This is a genomic window from Pseudomonas sp. C9-3 (assembly GCF_032392015.1).
Lineage (GTDB): Bacteria > Pseudomonadota > Gammaproteobacteria > Pseudomonadales > Pseudomonadaceae > Pseudomonas > Pseudomonas nitroreducens.
The window spans coordinates 6,192,866-6,208,019 of record NZ_CP135919.1; the positions used below are offsets into that span (position 1 = coordinate 6,192,866).

Genomic DNA, 15,154 nt, shown 5'->3' on the forward strand with positions numbered 1-15,154 from the left:
TCGAGGCACTCATGGCAATAGGGGTCAGCGCAGGTTGCGCCAGCGCAGCAGGTGGCGGCTGAGGCGGGCGAACAGCTGGTTCATGGCGTAGCCGAGCAGGCCGATGCTGAGCACGCCGATCACCACGATCTCCATGCGCGAGCCGGTCTCGGCGTTCATCATCAGGTTCCCCAGGCCCATGCCGGTGGAGAGGAACAGCTCGCAACCCACCGAGCTGACCCAGGCGAAGGCCAGCGCGTGCAGCACGCCGTTGCTCAGGCTGGGCAGCGCGCCGGGCAGCAGCACTTCGCGGAACTGCTGCCAGGGGCCGAAGGCATACAGGCGGCCGACTTCGCGGTAGCGCTTTTCCACGTCGCGGAAGCCCTCGAAGGCGTTCAGCGTCATCGGGTAGAAGGCGGCGAGGCTGACGATCAGCACCTTGGACGGCTCGCCGCTGCCGAACCACAGGGCGATCAGCGGGATCAGGCCGAGGATCGGCACCTGGCGGATTGTGTGGTACAGCGGTGCGAACAGCCGCTCCACGGGGCGCGACAAGGCCATGCCGGCGCCCAGCGCGAAGCCGGCGAGCACGCCGATCAACAGGCCGAGGCAGGTGCGTTGCAGGCTGGCGGCGACACTCAGCCACAGCTCGCCGGTGCGGATCAGCTCGACAAAACCGCCGCCGATGCGCTCCAGCGGCACGAAGGCGTAAGCAGCGCTGGCGCCCTGTTGCGACTGCCAGTGCCAGGCGGCGATCAGCAGCGCCGGCAGCACAAGCCCGCGCAGGCTCTTGAGAAGTCGGGTCATGGCGTCGGTCTCCAGCGCAGCAGGCGCTTCTCCAGCAGGCGGAAGGCGAAGTCGAGGACGAAGCCGATGGCGCCGGTGACGATCACCCCGACCATCACGATGTCGATGCGCAGCATCTGCCGGCTCAGCTCGATCATCTGCCCCAGGCCGCTGTCGGCGGCGAGCAGCTCGGCGGCCACCAGCACCATCCAGGCACGGCTCAGGCTGATGCGCAGGCCGGTGACGATGGGCGGCGCGGCGGCCGGGAAGGCGACGTCGCGCAGCAGGCTCCACAGCGGCAGTCGGTACACGCTGGCGACCTCGAAGTAGCCGCGCGGGATGCCCTTCACCCCCTCGCTGGCGGCCAGCGCCACGGGGAAGAAGGCGGCCTTGGTGACGATCAGAATCTTGAAGGTTTCTTCCACGCCGAAGAACAGGATGAACATCGGGATCAGCGCGATCGACGGCACCTGGCGCAGCGTGTGGAACAACGGTGCGCAGTAGGCTTCAACGGTCTTCGACAGCGCCATGGCGGTGCCGAAGACCAGGCCGCCCAGCGCGCCGATGCTGAAGCCGATGGCCAGGCGCGACAGGCTGTTGACCACGTGCTCGCGCAGCTCGCCGCTGGCCAGCAGGTCCTTGAAGCTGGCCCAGACTTCCGCCGGCGGCACCAGCAGTTGCGGCGGGAACCAGCCGGCGCGCGCGGCGATGAACCAGGCCAGCAGCAGGAGCAGGGGGGAGACAAACCAGCTCAGGCGATCCAGGGTACGCGTGGCCATTCAGCCCTCCTGGCCGAGCAGCGGCTCGGTGGTTTGCCGGCGCAGCTTGCGTTGCCAGCAGAACAGCGCAGCCAGCAGCACCAGGGGAATCCAGCAGAGGAACAGGTTGCCCAGCCCGACGAAGTGGCTGATCGCCCCGCCCAGCAGCGCGCCGGAAAAGCTGCCGGACATCGAGGCGAGGTTGAACAGGCCGGAAATCTTGCTCTTGTCCATGGCGTGCTCGCCGAGTTGGGCCATGTTCACCAGGTGGATGAGCGCCGCCGCTGCGCTGAGCAGCACGCCGCCCAGGGCCAGCAGCCAGTAGTTGTGCGCGCTGCCGAGCAGCAGCAGGGCGAGCAGTGCCGCACTGAGGCTGCCGATGTAGGCAAGGCGCCGGCCGCTGCGCTCGATCAGGTAGCCGAAGCCGAACAGGCCGAGCACCGAGGCCAGGCCCTGGATCATCACCAGGCTCACGGCCTGGCCTTGCGAGAGACCGGCGACCTCCATCGCCAGCAGCAGGATGAAGGTGCCGAACAGCGCACTGGTGGCGGCGCTGAGCAGTTCGATCAGGCAGCTCTCGGCGATCTCGACGTTGGCCAGCATGTTGCCGACCTGTTGCAGCAGTCCGCCGGTGGCGGCCGCGACGGGTACATCCTCGCTGGGTGCTTCGCCCTCCCAGAATCCGAGGCTGTAGAAGGCCATCAGGCCGAAGCACAGGCCGATGGCGGCGAAGCCCCAGGTGAAGCTCGCCGCGCCGCTCAGCCAGTTGCCCAGCAGCGGGCCGAGCAGGCCCATGCCGAGGGTCAGCGAGCCGCGGTACCAGCCGGCCTTGTCGTTGCCGATGCGCTTGAGCTGGCGCAGGAAGGCACTGTTCATGGCGACGATGCGGAACGGGATGCACAGGCCGATCAGCAGTCGCGCGAAAGCCAGCCACAGCCAGCCGCCGAACAGCGGAATGGCCAGGTTCAGCAGCATCGGCCCGAGGCTGGCGAGGAAGTACACCCGGCGCGCGCCGAAGCGGGCGATGACGAAGCCGGCGGGCAGGGTGAGGATCACCATGCCGAGAGCTTCCATCGCCGAGATGATGCCGATCTGCATGGCAGTGGCGCCGATGCTGATGGCGTAGAGCGTGGTGACGATCTTCGCCATGCCGATGGTGGCGCCACTGAAGGCCGCCAGCAGCATGAAGTTGAGCAGGAAGGCGCCGGGCCTTTCGCGCGGCGCGTCAGATGGCGACATCTACTTTCCCCAGCAGCGCTCCCAGTGGGCGCGGGTCGATCCAGTCTTCCACCGAGAAGTCGCGGGCGATGAATTGCCAGCGCTGGAGGAACGCCGTGAGATCACGCAGCGCGTTGATCGAACGTTCGGCCAGGTTGGTCTGCAGGCGCAGGTGGGCGTCGTCGCCATAGGCACTGGCCACCCAGAATTCGCTGGTGTTCAGTTCGCGGGCGAGGAAGCGCCGGGTCTCTTCGGGGTGGGCCCAGGCCCATTGCTCGGCGCGCAGCACGCTGTCGAGCACCAGCACGGCGGCGTCGAAATGCTCGTCCAGCAACTGCTGGTCGACGGTCAGGGTGCGTGGCGTACCGATGTTCGCGCGCACCAGCGGCTCGGGGTGCGAGCCGACATCCATCACTACGTGCAGGCCGAATTCGTGGGCCAGTTGCAGGCCATGGGCGCCCTTGAGGAAGATTGCGTCGATGTCGCCGCGCAGCAGGCCGATCAGCTCGTTGTTGCGCTGCACCACGCGGTTGCCCTTGAGCGCTACCTGGGCGCCGAACACATGGCGTACCGGGTCGTCGCTGAAGGTACCGCCGTAGGGGTAGTCCACCAGCTCGACGTCGCGCACTTCCAGGCCTTCCAGGCGCAGGGCGTTTTCCAGCCCGCGCAGCGATTGGGCGCGGGTGAAGTCGATCTGCACGTTGGCCCACTTCGGCAGGCCGAAGCGCCGGTGGCGCAGGTCGCGAATGCTGCGCACGCCGCTGTCCGGCGCGCTGACGATCAGTTGCACCTCGTCGCTCCACGACAGCCCGATCACCCGCGTGCGCGCGCCGCTGGCGCGAGCCCAGATGGACGGGATGTTGCCGCCGTGGCGCACGGAATAGGGCAGGTGATGGTCGAAGTGCGCCTCGCGCACCTCGCGTTCGGAGGACTCGCGCAGCGACTGGATGCGCGTGCCGAAGGGGCGGAAGGCCTGCGCCAGGCGCCCGGATTCGACGGCGATGCCGAGGCCCGTTGGGACGGGGCTGTGGGTGTACCAGAGGGTTTCCAGCGGTGTGCTCATGGGTGTCCGTCGGGGGATGAAAGCCCCCGCGCCGGCGCGCGGGGGCTCAGGTCGGGAAACAGAGGGAATCGCCCTCGTGACGTTGGTCAGCCGGCCTTTTGCGCGAGGCGGCTGCGCAGGGTTTCCAGCGGGCGCGGGTCGATCCACTCGCGCACGTCGAAGCGCGCCGGGACGAAGTTCCAGCGGTGCAGGAAGTCGGTGAAGTCCTGCAGGGCGAGAATCGAGCCTTCGTCCAGGTTGGTGCGCAGGCGCAGGTGGGCGTCCTCGCCGTAGGCGGTGGCGACCCAGAACTCGCTGCTGTTGGTTTCACGCGCCAGGTAGCGGCGGGTGTCGTCCGGGTGCTGGTGTGCCCAGTCCTCGGCGCGCAGTACCGAGGCGAGGATCGCGGTGGCGGCGTCGGGGTGCTGCTCCAGCAGGTTGAGGTCGACGCTCAGGGTGCGCGGCGTGCCGTTGTTGGCGCGGATCAGCGGCTCCGGGTGCGCGCCGGTGTCGATCACCGTGTGCAGGCCGAACTGCTGCGCCAGCTGCACGGCGTGGGCGCCCTTGAGGAAGATCGCGTCCACTTCGCCGCGCAGCAGGCCGACCAATTCCGGGTTCTGGCTGCGTCGGCGGCTGCCGCCGTGGCCGGTGATGCCGACGATGTTGCCCGGCGCTTCATCGCTGAAGGTGCCCTTCAGGCCGAAGTCCACCAGCTCCAGGTCGCGCACTTCCGGGCCTTCCAGGCGCAGGGCGTTTTCCAGGCCGCGGATGGCCTGGGCGCGGGTGAAGTCGATCTGCGCGCCGCTCCAGTCCGGCAGGCCGAAGCGCCGGCCCTTGAGGTCGCGCACGCTGCGGATACCGCTCTCGGCGGTAGTCAGGATCAGTTGCGCTTCATCGGCCCAGGACAGGCCGATCACACGGGTCTCGCGGCCGCTGGCGCGGGCCCAGATGGCCGGGATGTTGCCGCCGTGGCGTACCGAGTTCTGCAGCGTGTGGTCGAAGTGCGACTCGCGCACCGCCTGGTCGGCGGACTCGCGCAGCGACTGGATCTTCGTGCCCTGCTCGGCGAGGGACTCTTCCAGCCAGCCTTTCTGCACGGCGATGCCAAGGCCGGTGGGAACCGGGCAACGGGTGTACCAGAGGGTATCGAGGGGACGGGACATGTGCAGCTCCTTGTGGGTCAGGCGCGGGCCTTGAGTTCGTGGACGTCGGCGCGTTTGCCCTGCACCAGCGGCAGCACTTCCTGGCCGATGCGCAGGGCTTCTTCCAGGTGCGGATTGCCGGCGAGGATGAAGGTGGAGAAACCGGCGTCGCGGTATTCGGCGAGACGCTCGGCGACGTTCTCGTGGCTGCCCACCAGGCCGATGGTCGGCCCCGGCTTGGCCTTGCCGAAGCCGGCCCAGAGGTTGGGGCCGAGGATCAGGTCGTCGAAGCGCTCGACGTTCTGGTGGTAGGCGGTCTGCCGTGCCGCGCCGACGGAATCCGAGCCGGTGGCGAAGTTCTTGATGAAGGCGCTGGTGCGCGCGTCGATGCGCTCGTACTGGCGGCGCAGCTCGCTCCAGGCGGCCTCTTCGGTCTCGCGGGCGAACAGGTCGATGCGGATGCCGAAGCGAATCTCGCGGCCCTGCTTGCCGGCCAGCTCGCGCACACGTTCCAGGTGCGGCTTGAGCTTGTCGATGGGCTCGGCCCAGTTCAGGTAGACGTCGGCGTGTTTCGCCGCGACCTCCAGTGCCGGGTCGGAGAAGCCGGAGAAGTACACGCCCGGCTTGCGCACGTTGCGCAGCGCGATGGGCAACGAGCCGTTCTCCAGCTGGTAGATATCGCCCTGGTAGGAGAACTGCTCGTTCTTCCACAGGCCGTCGATGATGTCGAGGAACTCGCCGGTGCGCTGGTAGCGCTTGTCGTGTTCGAGGAAGTCGCCGTTGGCGCGCTGGCTGGCGGGGTTGCCGCCGGTGATGATGTTCCACTCCAGGCGGTCGCGGGACAGGTGCTGGAGGATCGCCGCCTGCTGCGCGGCGTAGGCCGGCAGGGTCCAGGCGGCCTGGAAGGCGATCAGGAACTTGATCCGGCGGGTCTCGCGGGCCAGCGCGGCGGCGGCGATCCACGGCTCCGGCCCGGTGGGCAGCAGCGCGCCTTCGAAGCCGGCGATCTCGGCGGCCTTGGCCACCTGGGCGATGTAGTCGATGTAGGTGAAACCGTCCGGCTCGCCGTTGGGCAGGCGGCCCGGGGCGATGTTGCCTGGGCGCTCGATGTGGCTGCCACGGTTGTTCTTGTCCGAGGCGAGATAGGGACCGTCGCTGCCCAGCGGCAGTCGCCAGAAGAATTCGGTGCTCATGGCCTTGCTCCTTTACGTTGCAGGGGCAGCGTCGTGCTGCTCGTGCAAGGTGTTGAGCAAGGGCTGTGCCCAAAGGCTGCAGGCCAGGCTGTGCGCGGCTTTCAGAGCGATGTGCTGCTGCGGCAACAGGGCGTTTGTCTGTACAGCAGCAGTGGGTCAGCAGGGGATGCTGGGCGGGCAGCAATTTTGCCCGCTCAGCCAGGCGTGGCATCCCGCTGTTAGCTTGATTGTTTTCTAACCTATTGATTAATAGTGATATTTTTTAGTGGCACAAGTCCTGCTCAGTCACTGGAACACCGCGCCGCGGTTCATCCATCCCCGACTGCCAGGAGGCACTCCATGTCCACCCTCGATCCGCAACTCGCCAGCCAGCTCGAACAGGTCCGCCGCGACTTCGCCAAGGCCTTCCGCGTGCTCAAGGAGAGCCGCACCCTCACCGCCACCAATACCTACCAGGCCTATGTGCGCGTGCCGGACAGCGACCAGGTGATCGCCGTCCATGCGCCCAACCCCTGGGCGGACGACCAGGAAATCCGCGCGGTGATCTCCACCTGGGACGGCGAGGTGATCCTCGACGAAAGCATCGCCGGAGCGACTCCGCTCAGTGGCCGTGGTGCTGGTGGCAACGGCAAGCGCTATGCGGCGATCTTCCAGGCACGCCCGGAAATCAACGTGGTGATCCACGTCCACACGCCGTACCTCGGCGGCTGGGCCAGCGCCCACCGCGTACTGCCGATCCGCTACGCCGCCTCCCAGCGCGTGACCCTGGCCCGCGAGCTGCCGATCTACATCGACCGCCGCCAGCCGGAGCCGCTGTTCATCCTCGACCGCATTGCCGAGAACCCGCACACCCCGGCCATCCTCGAAGCCAACGGCGGCGCGACCTTCTGGGGCGAGGACCTGATCAAGGCGTCCAAGCTGATTCTGCTGATTGAGGAAGGCGCCTACTTCCAGGGCCTCGCCGAAGGCCTCGGCGGCTCCCAGGAATTCGGCCCCGGCGTGCTGGAACAGCAGTGGAAGATGACCGGCCTCTGGGAGCAGGGCCAGAAGCTGCTGGGCGCAGCGGCCTGAGTTTTCGCCTGAACTGAAAAAGCCCTCTTGCGAGGGCTTTTTCATGGCTGTGAATCGGTGGCTTTTCGTAGGAGCGAGGGGGACGCCCAGTTCTTGCTCGCGATCCGAGCCCGCCGCGGGGTTTGTTCGCGCGCAAGCTCGCTCCTACACACCCGTACTCAACCGCCGGTGCGCCTCCGGGCTGCGCGTTCGAAAACACCCTCCGCCCACTGGTTCAGGCTCTTGCCGGACGCCTTGGCCGCAATCGCGGCGGCGGCGTGAACTTCCGGACGGATGCGCAGCATGATCTTGCCGGACGCCGGCTTCTCCGGTTCCACACCGCGCTCCGCGCAGTCGGCCAGGTAATCCTCGACGGCATCCTGGAAGGCAGCATGCAGCCCACCAACGCTGTCGGCATGGAAGCTGATGATGTCGTTCACGCCCAGCAGGCGGCCGACGAAGAGGTCATCACGATCATCGAATTCAATACGGGCGATGTAGCCCTTGTAGGTCATGCGGCTCATGCTTCCACTCCGGCCCGACGCAGGAATTCCCGGGCTTCCTCGACCTGGTAACGCTTGGCCTCCTTGCCTGGATGCGGGCGATGGCAGCGCCAGGTCTGGCCATGCAGAACCAATTTCACCCGTGACCCTTCACGCTCATCCACGGTGCCGCTCAGATGCAGAACCAGAGCTTCGATGTCGGTAAAGACTATCGATGCACTGGTTGGCGTGCGGAAGATCATGGCGAGGGTTTTACGGTGGCGGTTCTGCATCCATAAATGCTATCGCCATATGATAGCACTCTGCGGTTGCCATTTCCTCGGGATGGGCCAGCCGCGTCGGATGCTTTGTAGGAGCGAGGGAGATGCCCAGTTCTTGCTTTCGATCCGAGCCCGCCGCGGGGGTTGTTCGCGAGCAAGCTCGCTCCTACACACACTCACACTCGAGGCTTTCCGGCGTGCCTTTGTAGGATGGCGTGGAGCGAAGCGATACCCATCGTGTTTAGCCCGGCCATGGCTGGTGGGTATCGCAAGCTCCACCCATCCTACGGAAAGCGCGAGAGGAAGCGTCCTGTCGATGTCGACTCGGTCAGGCGGCTACCGGCGGCTACCGGCGGTTCCGCCGCGCGCCAGCGCAGCCCCAGTGGCAACAGGAACAGCGGCAGCAGGCTGGCGACGATCAGCACGGCGAAGAACGGCAGGCGCGAGGGCAGGCTGAACAGCGGGAACAGCAGCACCGGGCCGAGGAACATCGACAGGTACAGCGCCTGCTCGGCCACGCCGCCGGCGCCCATCACGTCGCCGCCACGGCTCATGCGCGGGATGCTGGTGAACACCCAGGCGACGACGAAGCTGCCAACGAAGCCCTGGATGATCTTCGCCACGATGGCGGTGGATGCCGCGATGCCGGGGATGAACACCAGCACCTCCAGCACCACCCCGATCAACGCGCCGCCGACCACGGCCAGCGGGCCGAAGAAGCGCAGGTTGAGCACGAAGCCGGCGAGCAGCCCGGCCAGCACGCTGGAGAGGATGCCGATGGTGGAGATCACGCCGATGGTCGACGGCGCAACGCCCAGGCTGTGGATGAAGTAGTCCGGGGTGATGGTCACCAGGCCCAGCGCCACGGTCAGCGGTGCGCCCACGGCCAGCGCCAGGCGCAGCACGGACGGGTCGGCGTAGAGGCGGAAGGTCTGGCGCAGGGAGTGGCGCTCGCTGCGGGTCGCCAGGTTCACCGATGGCAGCAGCGGTGTCGCCAGCAGCAGGACCAGCAGCACCAGCGAGTGGCCGCTGAAGGCGTTGCGCCATTCGCCATGCTGGCCGCCGACATAAGGTGCCACGGCGAAGATGGCGATGGCGCCGCCCAGGGGCGAGGCCACCGACCAGAACGCCAGCGCGGTGGTGCGGCGGCGGCCTTCGGTGGTGTGCACCAGCAGGGCGAGTGCGGCGAGCACCACGCTGATGTAGCCGGCGCCTTCGATGACGCGCAGGGTGATCAGCGTGGTGAAGTCTTCAGTGCGGCTCGCCAGGTAGCTGCACGCCGCCGCCAGCAACAGGCCGAAGACGATGGCACGGCGCTCGCCGACCCGCGCCACGATCCAGTTGACCAGCGGCGAGGCGAGGGCGGCGACCACCGCCACCGCCGACACTACCCAGCTGGCCCGCGAGGGGCTGACCGAGAAGGCGTTGGCGATGTCGGCGACCAGCAGGATGGTCTTGCCGTGGCACGCCGCGATGATCACGGCGAAGGCCAGGGTGAGCAGGATCGAGGGCCAGCTTCCGGCACGCATCGGTGAATCCTCTTTGAGAGTTGGGTTGGAATGGCTGTCTGTTTTCCGGGAAAGCCCGTGCCGGCGCTTTCCCCCTCACCCCAGCCCTGGCTACGCGCCCCGCTCCTCAGGGAGAGGGGGCAGTCCGTGCCGGTTGACGCGCAGTTTCATCCTGCACCGAACGGTCCCCTCTCCCGCTTGAGGAGCGGGGCGCGTAGCCAGGGTTAGGGTGAGGGCTCTTGATCTCGCAAGCCGCGCCTCAGCGCCGCGAAACGTTGAGCACCTGCAGCTCGCTGAAGGCCTCGTAACCGCGTTGCCCGCCTTCGTAGCCGAGCCCGCTCCACTTGTGCCCGCCCTTGGGCGCGCCGGGCTGGATGTGGCCGTGCTGGTTGACCCAGGCCAGGCCCGCCTCCAACCGCCCGGCGATGGCTTCGCCGCGCGCCAGGTCGCGGGTCCACACCGAGGCGCCGAGGCCGTAGTGGCTGGCGTTGGCCTGGGCGATGGCGTCCTCTTCGTTGCGGAAGGAGATCACTGGCAACACCGGGCCGAACTGTTCCTCGTCTACCAGCGCGACGCCGGCCGCCACGCCGCTGACCAGGGTCGGCGGGTAGAAGTAGCCGGGTCCGTCGGGCCGCGTGCCGCCGCTGTGAATGCGCGCTCCGTGGGCCTTGGCGTCTTCCACCAGGCTGATGACCCGTTCCAGTTGCTGCGCGTTGGTCAGCGGCCCCAGTTCCGTCTGCGGGTCGAGCCCATGGCCGAGGCGGGTGCGCTGGGCGCGTTCGGCGAGTTTCGCCAGTAGCGGTTCGAACAGGCTGTCATGCACGTACAGGCGCTTGATCGCGAAGCACACCTGGCCGCTGTTCCAGAAGGCGCCCCAGAACAGCGGTTCGACGATGGCGTCGAGGTCGGCGTCTTCCAGTACCAGCGCGGCATCGTTGCCGCCCAGCTCCAGGGTCAGGCGTTTGAGGTCGTCCCCCGCGCCGGCATACAGGCGCTTGCCGGTGGTGACGCTGCCGGTGAAGGTCACGTGGCGCACTCGCGGATGACGTACCAGGTGTTCGCCGACCTCGCCCGCACCGGCAATCACGTTGAACACGCCAGCGGGGAGCACATCGCCCAGCAGTCGCGCCAGCAGCAGGGTGGATAGCGGCGTGTGCTCCGAGGGCTTGGCCACCACGGTGTTGCCGGCGTGCAGGGCAGGCGCGATCTTCAGTACCAGCAGGATCAGCGGGACGTTCCACGGGGTGATCGCGGCGACCACCCCCAGGGGTTTGCGGGTGATGCGCACCAGGCGTTCGCCGTCGTCGCGCAACTGGGTGTCGGCGGGTAGCTCCAGCTGCGCGTGGTGCTCGAAAGTGGCGGCGACGCCAGCCACTTCCTCCAGCGTCGAGCGCAGTGGGCGACCCTGTTCGTGGGTGATCAGCTCGGCCAGCGCCTGGGCATTCTCGCGTACCCGTTCGGCGGCTCGGGCCAGGCTCTGGCGGCGGACGTCGAGATCGGCGGCCCAGGCCGGGAAGGCGCGGTGCGCGGTGTCCACCGCTGCGTCGACCTGCGCCAGGCTGGCGCGGGCGGCTTCGCCAACGATTTCCTCGCTGGCCGGGTTGATCACCCGGTCGTAGTGCTCGGCCGCCTGCAGGCGACCATCGATCAGCAGTTCATAGCGTGACATGGCGAGTTCCTCAGGCACCGCCCAGGATGGCGTCGGCGATTTTCTCGGCGAGCATCAGGGTCGGCAGGTTGGTGTTGGCGGTGGGGATCACCGGGATGATCGAGGCGTCGGCAACCCGCAGGCCTTCCACGCCATGGACGCGACCGGCGCTGTCGACCACGGCCTGCGGGTCATCGGCGGTGCCGATGCGGCAGGTGCCGCTGGGGTGCCAGACGCCGCCGATATGCCGGCGCAGGTAGGCTTCAAGCGCCGCGTCGTCGGCCAGCAGGGTTTCCAGCTTCGGCCCGCCCGGTTGCGGCACGGCGAAGGGGGTAAGCACCAGTTGCAGTTCGTAGCGCGCCAGGACCGGGTGCTTGAACAGGCGCTGGATGGTGCGCAGTGCCACGCGTGCGCGTTGCAGGTCGCGAGGGTCGGAGAGCAGGTTGAAATCGACCTGCGGCGGGCTTGCCGGGTCGCGATCGCGCAAGGTCAGGCGGCCACTGGAGCTGGGTTTGTTGATCCAGAACAGCGCGTGCGCCACGCCGCGCTCGGCGTCTGCGCCGATGGCCAGGTAGAGGTCCGAGGGCGTGTCCGGATCGACGCCCGAGGACACCCGGATACCCAGTTGGTGCGAGGTGCCGGGCCGCGCCAGCACGGCGTCCGAGCGCGCGGCATCGCCCAGGGTGGCCAGGGTGCCCAGCGAGCTGTGCTCCCACAGGTTGCCGCCGACGCCGGGGCGGTCGGCGATTACCTCGATGCCCAGCTCCTGCAACTGGCTGGCCGGGCCGATGCCGCTACGCAGCAGGAAGGCCGGCGATTGCAGCGCCCCGGCGGCGAGGATGACTTCGCCAGCCCCGACGGTGACGCGCTCACCGTTACGTTGCAGTTCGACGCCGGTGATGCGCGTGCCGTCGCGTTGCAGGCCGAGTACCTGGCTGTCGGCCCACAGCGTCAGGTTGGGCCGTGCGCGCACTGCTTCATCGAGGTAGCCGCGGGCGGCGGACACGCGTTGGCCATGCTCCAGGTTTACCGCGGGGGCGAAGTAGCCGTCGTCGAACACGCCGTTCTGGTCGCCGATGTCGCGCAGGCCTTCGGCTTGCAGCGCCGAGACCACGGAGCGGGTGAAGGGCGTCCAGTCGCGGGTGGAGACGCGGCTGATCGGGATCGGCCCGTCATGCCCGTGCAGTGGGCCGGCGTAATCGGTGTCGCGTTCGAGCTTGCGGAAGTACGGCAGCACGTCGTCCCAGCCCCAGCCTTCGGCACCCAGCGCTGCCCACTGGTCGTAGTCGCGCGGCAGGCCGCGGTTGGCCACCAGCACGTTGACGCTGGAGCCGCCGCCGAGCACGCGGGCCTGTTCGAGGTAGCGCTCGGGGCGCTCGATGCCTTCGGGCTGCGCGCCGTGGCGGACGCTCAGGTCCGGCCAGAAATAGCGATCGCGCAGTTCCAGGCGCAGGCGGAAGGGGTTGTGGCCGTCGAGGATTTCCGCCGGCGTGGTGTGGGGTGGAGTGTCCGGGCCGGCTTCGATGAGCAGGACGCGGCGTTGCGGGTCGGCGCTGAGGCGGCTGGCAAGCACGCTGCCGGCGCTGCCGCCGCCGACGATGATGTGGTCGTAGCGAGGAGTGGTCATGTCGCCTCCCGGCCCGGCGCTCCCGCACCGGGCGCGTGCAGGGTGATCAGAAGCCGACGGAGATGCCGGCGACCAGGGCGCGCGGTGCGCCCTTGTAGTACTTCGGCGCGCCGTAGAAGTCGCCGTCGGCCGGGTCGGCGGAGACCGTCCCCGAGTTCACGCCCGACAGGTAGTGCTTGTCGAAGACGTTGTTGAGGTTGAGCGTCAGGGTGGTTTCCTTCAGTGCGCTGCCCAGGTCCTTGAGGCGGTAGCCCAGGTTGGCGTCGAACACGGTGTAGCCGCCGATCTTCTCGTTGTTCGCCAGGTCGCCGTAGAAGCTGCCGGTGTGACGGCCGAGGAAGTTGGCGTAGAAGGTCTGGTTGTCGTAGCCGATGCCGGCGCTGAACAGGTTGCGCGGGGTGTCGTAGAGCTGGTTGCCCTTGGTGTCGAGGCTGGCGCCGCCGGCGCTGTAGTCGTCGTCCTGGGTGGAACGCAGGTAGGTCCAGGAGGCGAAGTAGTTGAAGTTCGCCGGCAGCAGGCCGTTGAGCGACAGCTCCAGGCCCTTGGTGGTGACGTCGCCGGCGTTGAAGTAGGAGGTGACGCCGGAGACTTCCTCGAACGCCGCCTGGCGATCCTTGAACTTGTCGTAGAACAGCGCCGCGCTGAGCAGCACGTCATCGGTGCTGTAGCGCCAGCCGATCTCCTGGTTCCAGGTGACTTCCGGTTTCTGCTTGTCGCCGCCATTGGCCTGGCCGTAGACCGAGGCCACCGCCGGAGTGCGCATGTTCGAGGTAGTGTTGTAGTAGAGCTGCTGCTGCGGGTCGAGCTGGTAGCTCAGGCTCAGGCTGGGCAGGAAGCGGTTGTAGTCGGCGCTGTCGTCGAAGCCGCTGAGGCGATCGTCGCCCTTGTTCTGCGTGTGCTGCCAGGCCAGGCCGCCGGTGAGGACGAGCTGCGAGGTGATGTCCCAGGTGTCCTGCACCCAGAGCTTCTGGGTGGTGATCTCGTTGCGCTGGTCGGTGAAGTAGATGGCATTGCCGTTGCCATCGCGCAGCTTGTGGCTGCCGTCGATGCCGGCGGGCTTGCCGTTGCCTTTGATCTCGACCACCGGGAACTGGTTGCGCGCGTGGGTGTAGTCGGTCCACAGGCCCAGTTGCAGGGTGTGATCGTCGTTGACCAGGAAGTCCAGGGTATTGGTAGAGCCGATGCGGTACTGCGTCGGGTAGACGCTCAGCGCGCCGGTCACCAGCGGGTCGATGCTGTCACCGTCGCCATTGAGATCGGCGTTGACCTTGTTCTCATTGACCGGAACCACGGCTACGGCGGCGGTGCCGTCGGTGACGCGGACGAAGTACGGGTCGACCTTCAGCTGGACCTTGTCGGAGAGGTTGAACAGGCCATTGAGCGCGTAGGTCTGGATCTTGAAGTCGGCGCGCGAGGCCGCCGCGCTCTGGCCCGGCACGGTGACATCGGGCACGCCGTTGGTGCCGTTGCCCTTGGTGGGGTAGATGTCGCGCGGGTAGCCCTGGTCGTACTTGTTGGCGCGGTACTCGGCGAGCGTCGGGTGGTTGTAGCTGTTGGTGCGCATCAGGAAGCTGGAGAAGATGCCGTTGATGCGGTTGCCGTCCCACTCGTACTGCAGGTTGCCTTCGTAACGGTTGGAGGACAGCTCGCCGCCGCTGTTGTCCCACAGGTCGGCGGTGGTGCGCGAGGCCGAGAGCCAGGCGGAGAAGCCGTTCACCTCGCCGGTATTCACCCGCGCGAAGGTGCGGAACAGGCTGTCGCTGCCGACGTTCTGCTTCACCAGCAGGCCGCTTTCCCTGGTCGGCGCGACGGACTTGATCAGCACGCTGCCGCCACTGGCGGTAAGGGTCGGAGCGTTGATCGAGGAGGAGCCGTAAAGCACCGACACCGATTCGTAGTTTTCCGGGTCGCCCATGAAATCGGCGTGGGGCGTGAGGAACTGTGGGTCATTGAGCGGGATGCCGTCGCGTACGAAGCCGATCTGGTCCTGGGAGAAGCCACGGATGTTCAATCCGCCTTCGGTGATGCCGCTGTTGTCACCGCCGCTGACGTGTACGCCGGGCAGGTATTTGAGGGCGCCGGTGACGGCACTGTCGAGGCCGACGAACTTTTCCAGCTGGGATTTGGTGAGGGTGCCCTTGGAGACTGGGGCGACTTCCTTGCGGGCATCGCCGACCTGGGTTTCCTGGCTTTGTCCCTGGACGGTCACGGTACTCAGCGTGATGCCTTCGGGGGATTTCGAATCATCGGAAAGTGCAACTTCCGCGTTGAATAGCAGGGTGCTGGATAATGCTATTGCCAGCGGTTTGAGACGGAACTCTCTTGCATGCTTCATGGCAGTCACTCGGGGCTTTCAAGTCGTTGTGAGTGAGCTAGAGCAAGCTCTGTGCCATGCGTTTTAGAGCGGTTTCAGGCAGTTTTCTGGTGTTTTCCTGCTGTT

Annotated in this window: 13 protein-coding genes; 1 reads left to right on the plus strand and 12 read right to left on the minus strand. The window is 67.3% G+C overall.

The window, feature by feature from the left end:
• Positions 1–24: 24 nt before the first annotated feature.
• The 6 genes from RS899_RS28415 to RS899_RS28440 all read right to left on the minus strand — a co-directional run bounded on the left by RS899_RS28415 (position 25) and on the right by RS899_RS28440 (position 6,118).
• Positions 25–786 carry an ABC transporter permease gene (locus RS899_RS28415; protein ID WP_054909528.1) on the minus strand — a complete coding sequence of 254 codons (762 nt, stop codon included), beginning with the start codon at positions 784–786 and terminating at the stop codon, positions 25–27.
• A complete protein-coding gene (locus tag RS899_RS28420) occupies positions 783–1,544 on the minus strand; it encodes an ABC transporter permease (RefSeq protein ID WP_233296993.1) in 762 nt (253 codons plus the stop codon). Before RS899_RS28420 ends, RS899_RS28415 begins: the two co-directional genes overlap by 4 nt.
• A complete protein-coding gene (locus tag RS899_RS28425) occupies positions 1,545–2,762 on the minus strand; it encodes an MFS transporter (RefSeq protein WP_315808608.1) in 1,218 nt (405 codons plus the stop codon).
• The gene (locus tag RS899_RS28430) at positions 2,749–3,804 is read right to left on the minus strand and encodes an ABC transporter substrate-binding protein (protein ID WP_054909531.1); all 1,056 of its coding nucleotides are present in this window, start codon (positions 3,802–3,804) and stop codon (positions 2,749–2,751) included. The genes RS899_RS28425 and RS899_RS28430 overlap by 14 nt, the downstream gene beginning before the upstream one ends.
• Before the next feature lie 86 nt (positions 3,805–3,890).
• The gene (locus RS899_RS28435) at positions 3,891–4,946 is read right to left on the minus strand and encodes an ABC transporter substrate-binding protein (RefSeq protein WP_315808609.1); all 1,056 of its coding nucleotides are present in this window, start codon (positions 4,944–4,946) and stop codon (positions 3,891–3,893) included.
• Positions 4,947–4,963: 17 nt separating this feature from the next.
• The gene (locus tag RS899_RS28440; RefSeq protein WP_315808610.1) at positions 4,964–6,118 is read right to left on the minus strand and encodes an LLM class flavin-dependent oxidoreductase; all 1,155 of its coding nucleotides are present in this window, start codon (positions 6,116–6,118) and stop codon (positions 4,964–4,966) included.
• Positions 6,119–6,457: 339 nt separating this feature from the next.
• On the opposite strand from RS899_RS28440, the gene RS899_RS28445 reads away from it, so the two are divergent.
• A complete protein-coding gene (locus tag RS899_RS28445) occupies positions 6,458–7,189 on the plus strand; it encodes a class II aldolase/adducin family protein (RefSeq protein ID WP_054909533.1) in 732 nt (243 codons plus the stop codon).
• 158 nt (positions 7,190–7,347) lie between these two features.
• On the opposite strand, the gene RS899_RS28450 is transcribed toward RS899_RS28445, so the two are convergent.
• The 6 genes from RS899_RS28450 to RS899_RS28475 all read right to left on the minus strand — a co-directional run bounded on the left by RS899_RS28450 (position 7,348) and on the right by RS899_RS28475 (position 15,049).
• Complete coding sequence (locus RS899_RS28450) at positions 7,348–7,692, minus strand: type II toxin-antitoxin system HicB family antitoxin (protein ID WP_054909534.1); 345 nt, start codon at positions 7,690–7,692, stop codon at positions 7,348–7,350.
• Complete coding sequence (locus RS899_RS28455) at positions 7,689–7,943, minus strand: type II toxin-antitoxin system HicA family toxin (protein WP_054909535.1); 255 nt, start codon at positions 7,941–7,943, stop codon at positions 7,689–7,691. The genes RS899_RS28450 and RS899_RS28455 overlap by 4 nt, the downstream gene beginning before the upstream one ends.
• 272 nt (positions 7,944–8,215) lie before the next feature.
• Positions 8,216–9,460: an MFS transporter gene (locus RS899_RS28460; protein ID WP_315808611.1), complete on the minus strand. Its 1,245-nt coding sequence runs from the start codon at positions 9,458–9,460 to the stop codon at positions 8,216–8,218.
• A gap of 238 nt (positions 9,461–9,698) precedes the next feature.
• Positions 9,699–11,108 (minus strand): aldehyde dehydrogenase family protein, encoded by a 1,410-nt coding sequence (locus tag RS899_RS28465; RefSeq protein ID WP_315808612.1) that lies wholly within the window; start codon positions 11,106–11,108, stop codon positions 9,699–9,701.
• Between the two features lie 10 nt (positions 11,109–11,118).
• Positions 11,119–12,714, minus strand: coding sequence for a GMC family oxidoreductase (locus tag RS899_RS28470; protein ID WP_315808613.1), 1,596 nt, complete (start codon positions 12,712–12,714; stop codon positions 11,119–11,121).
• A 46-nt stretch (positions 12,715–12,760) separates the two neighbouring features.
• Complete coding sequence (locus tag RS899_RS28475) at positions 12,761–15,049, minus strand: TonB-dependent receptor (RefSeq protein ID WP_315808614.1); 2,289 nt, start codon at positions 15,047–15,049, stop codon at positions 12,761–12,763.
• Between the last annotated feature and the right edge of the window lie 105 nt (positions 15,050–15,154).

Excerpts from the sequence above, each read along its gene's own strand:
- RS899_RS28420 (WP_233296993.1), bottom strand. The coding sequence starts at position 1,544 with ATGGCCACGCGTACCCTGGATCGCCTGAGCTGGTTTGTCTCCCCCCTG.
- RS899_RS28440 (WP_315808610.1), bottom strand. The coding sequence starts at position 6,118 with ATGAGCACCGAATTCTTCTGGCGACTGCCGCTGGGCAGCGACGGTCCC.
- RS899_RS28435 (WP_315808609.1), bottom strand. The coding sequence starts at position 4,946 with ATGTCCCGTCCCCTCGATACCCTCTGGTACACCCGTTGCCCGGTTCCC.
- RS899_RS28445 (WP_054909533.1), top strand. The coding sequence starts at position 6,458 with ATGTCCACCCTCGATCCGCAACTCGCCAGCCAGCTCGAACAGGTCCGC.
- RS899_RS28475 (WP_315808614.1), bottom strand. The coding sequence starts at position 15,049 with ATGAAGCATGCAAGAGAGTTCCGTCTCAAACCGCTGGCAATAGCATTA.
- RS899_RS28450 (WP_054909534.1), bottom strand. The coding sequence starts at position 7,692 with ATGAGCCGCATGACCTACAAGGGCTACATCGCCCGTATTGAATTCGAT.
- RS899_RS28415 (WP_054909528.1), bottom strand. The coding sequence starts at position 786 with ATGACCCGACTTCTCAAGAGCCTGCGCGGGCTTGTGCTGCCGGCGCTG.
- RS899_RS28460 (WP_315808611.1), bottom strand. The coding sequence starts at position 9,460 with ATGCGTGCCGGAAGCTGGCCCTCGATCCTGCTCACCCTGGCCTTCGCC.
- RS899_RS28465 (WP_315808612.1), bottom strand. The coding sequence starts at position 11,108 with ATGTCACGCTATGAACTGCTGATCGATGGTCGCCTGCAGGCGGCCGAG.
- RS899_RS28430 (WP_054909531.1), bottom strand. The coding sequence starts at position 3,804 with ATGAGCACACCGCTGGAAACCCTCTGGTACACCCACAGCCCCGTCCCA.
- RS899_RS28470 (WP_315808613.1), bottom strand. The coding sequence starts at position 12,714 with ATGACCACTCCTCGCTACGACCACATCATCGTCGGCGGCGGCAGCGCC.
- RS899_RS28425 (WP_315808608.1), bottom strand. The coding sequence starts at position 2,762 with ATGTCGCCATCTGACGCGCCGCGCGAAAGGCCCGGCGCCTTCCTGCTC.
- RS899_RS28455 (WP_054909535.1), bottom strand. The coding sequence starts at position 7,943 with ATGCAGAACCGCCACCGTAAAACCCTCGCCATGATCTTCCGCACGCCA.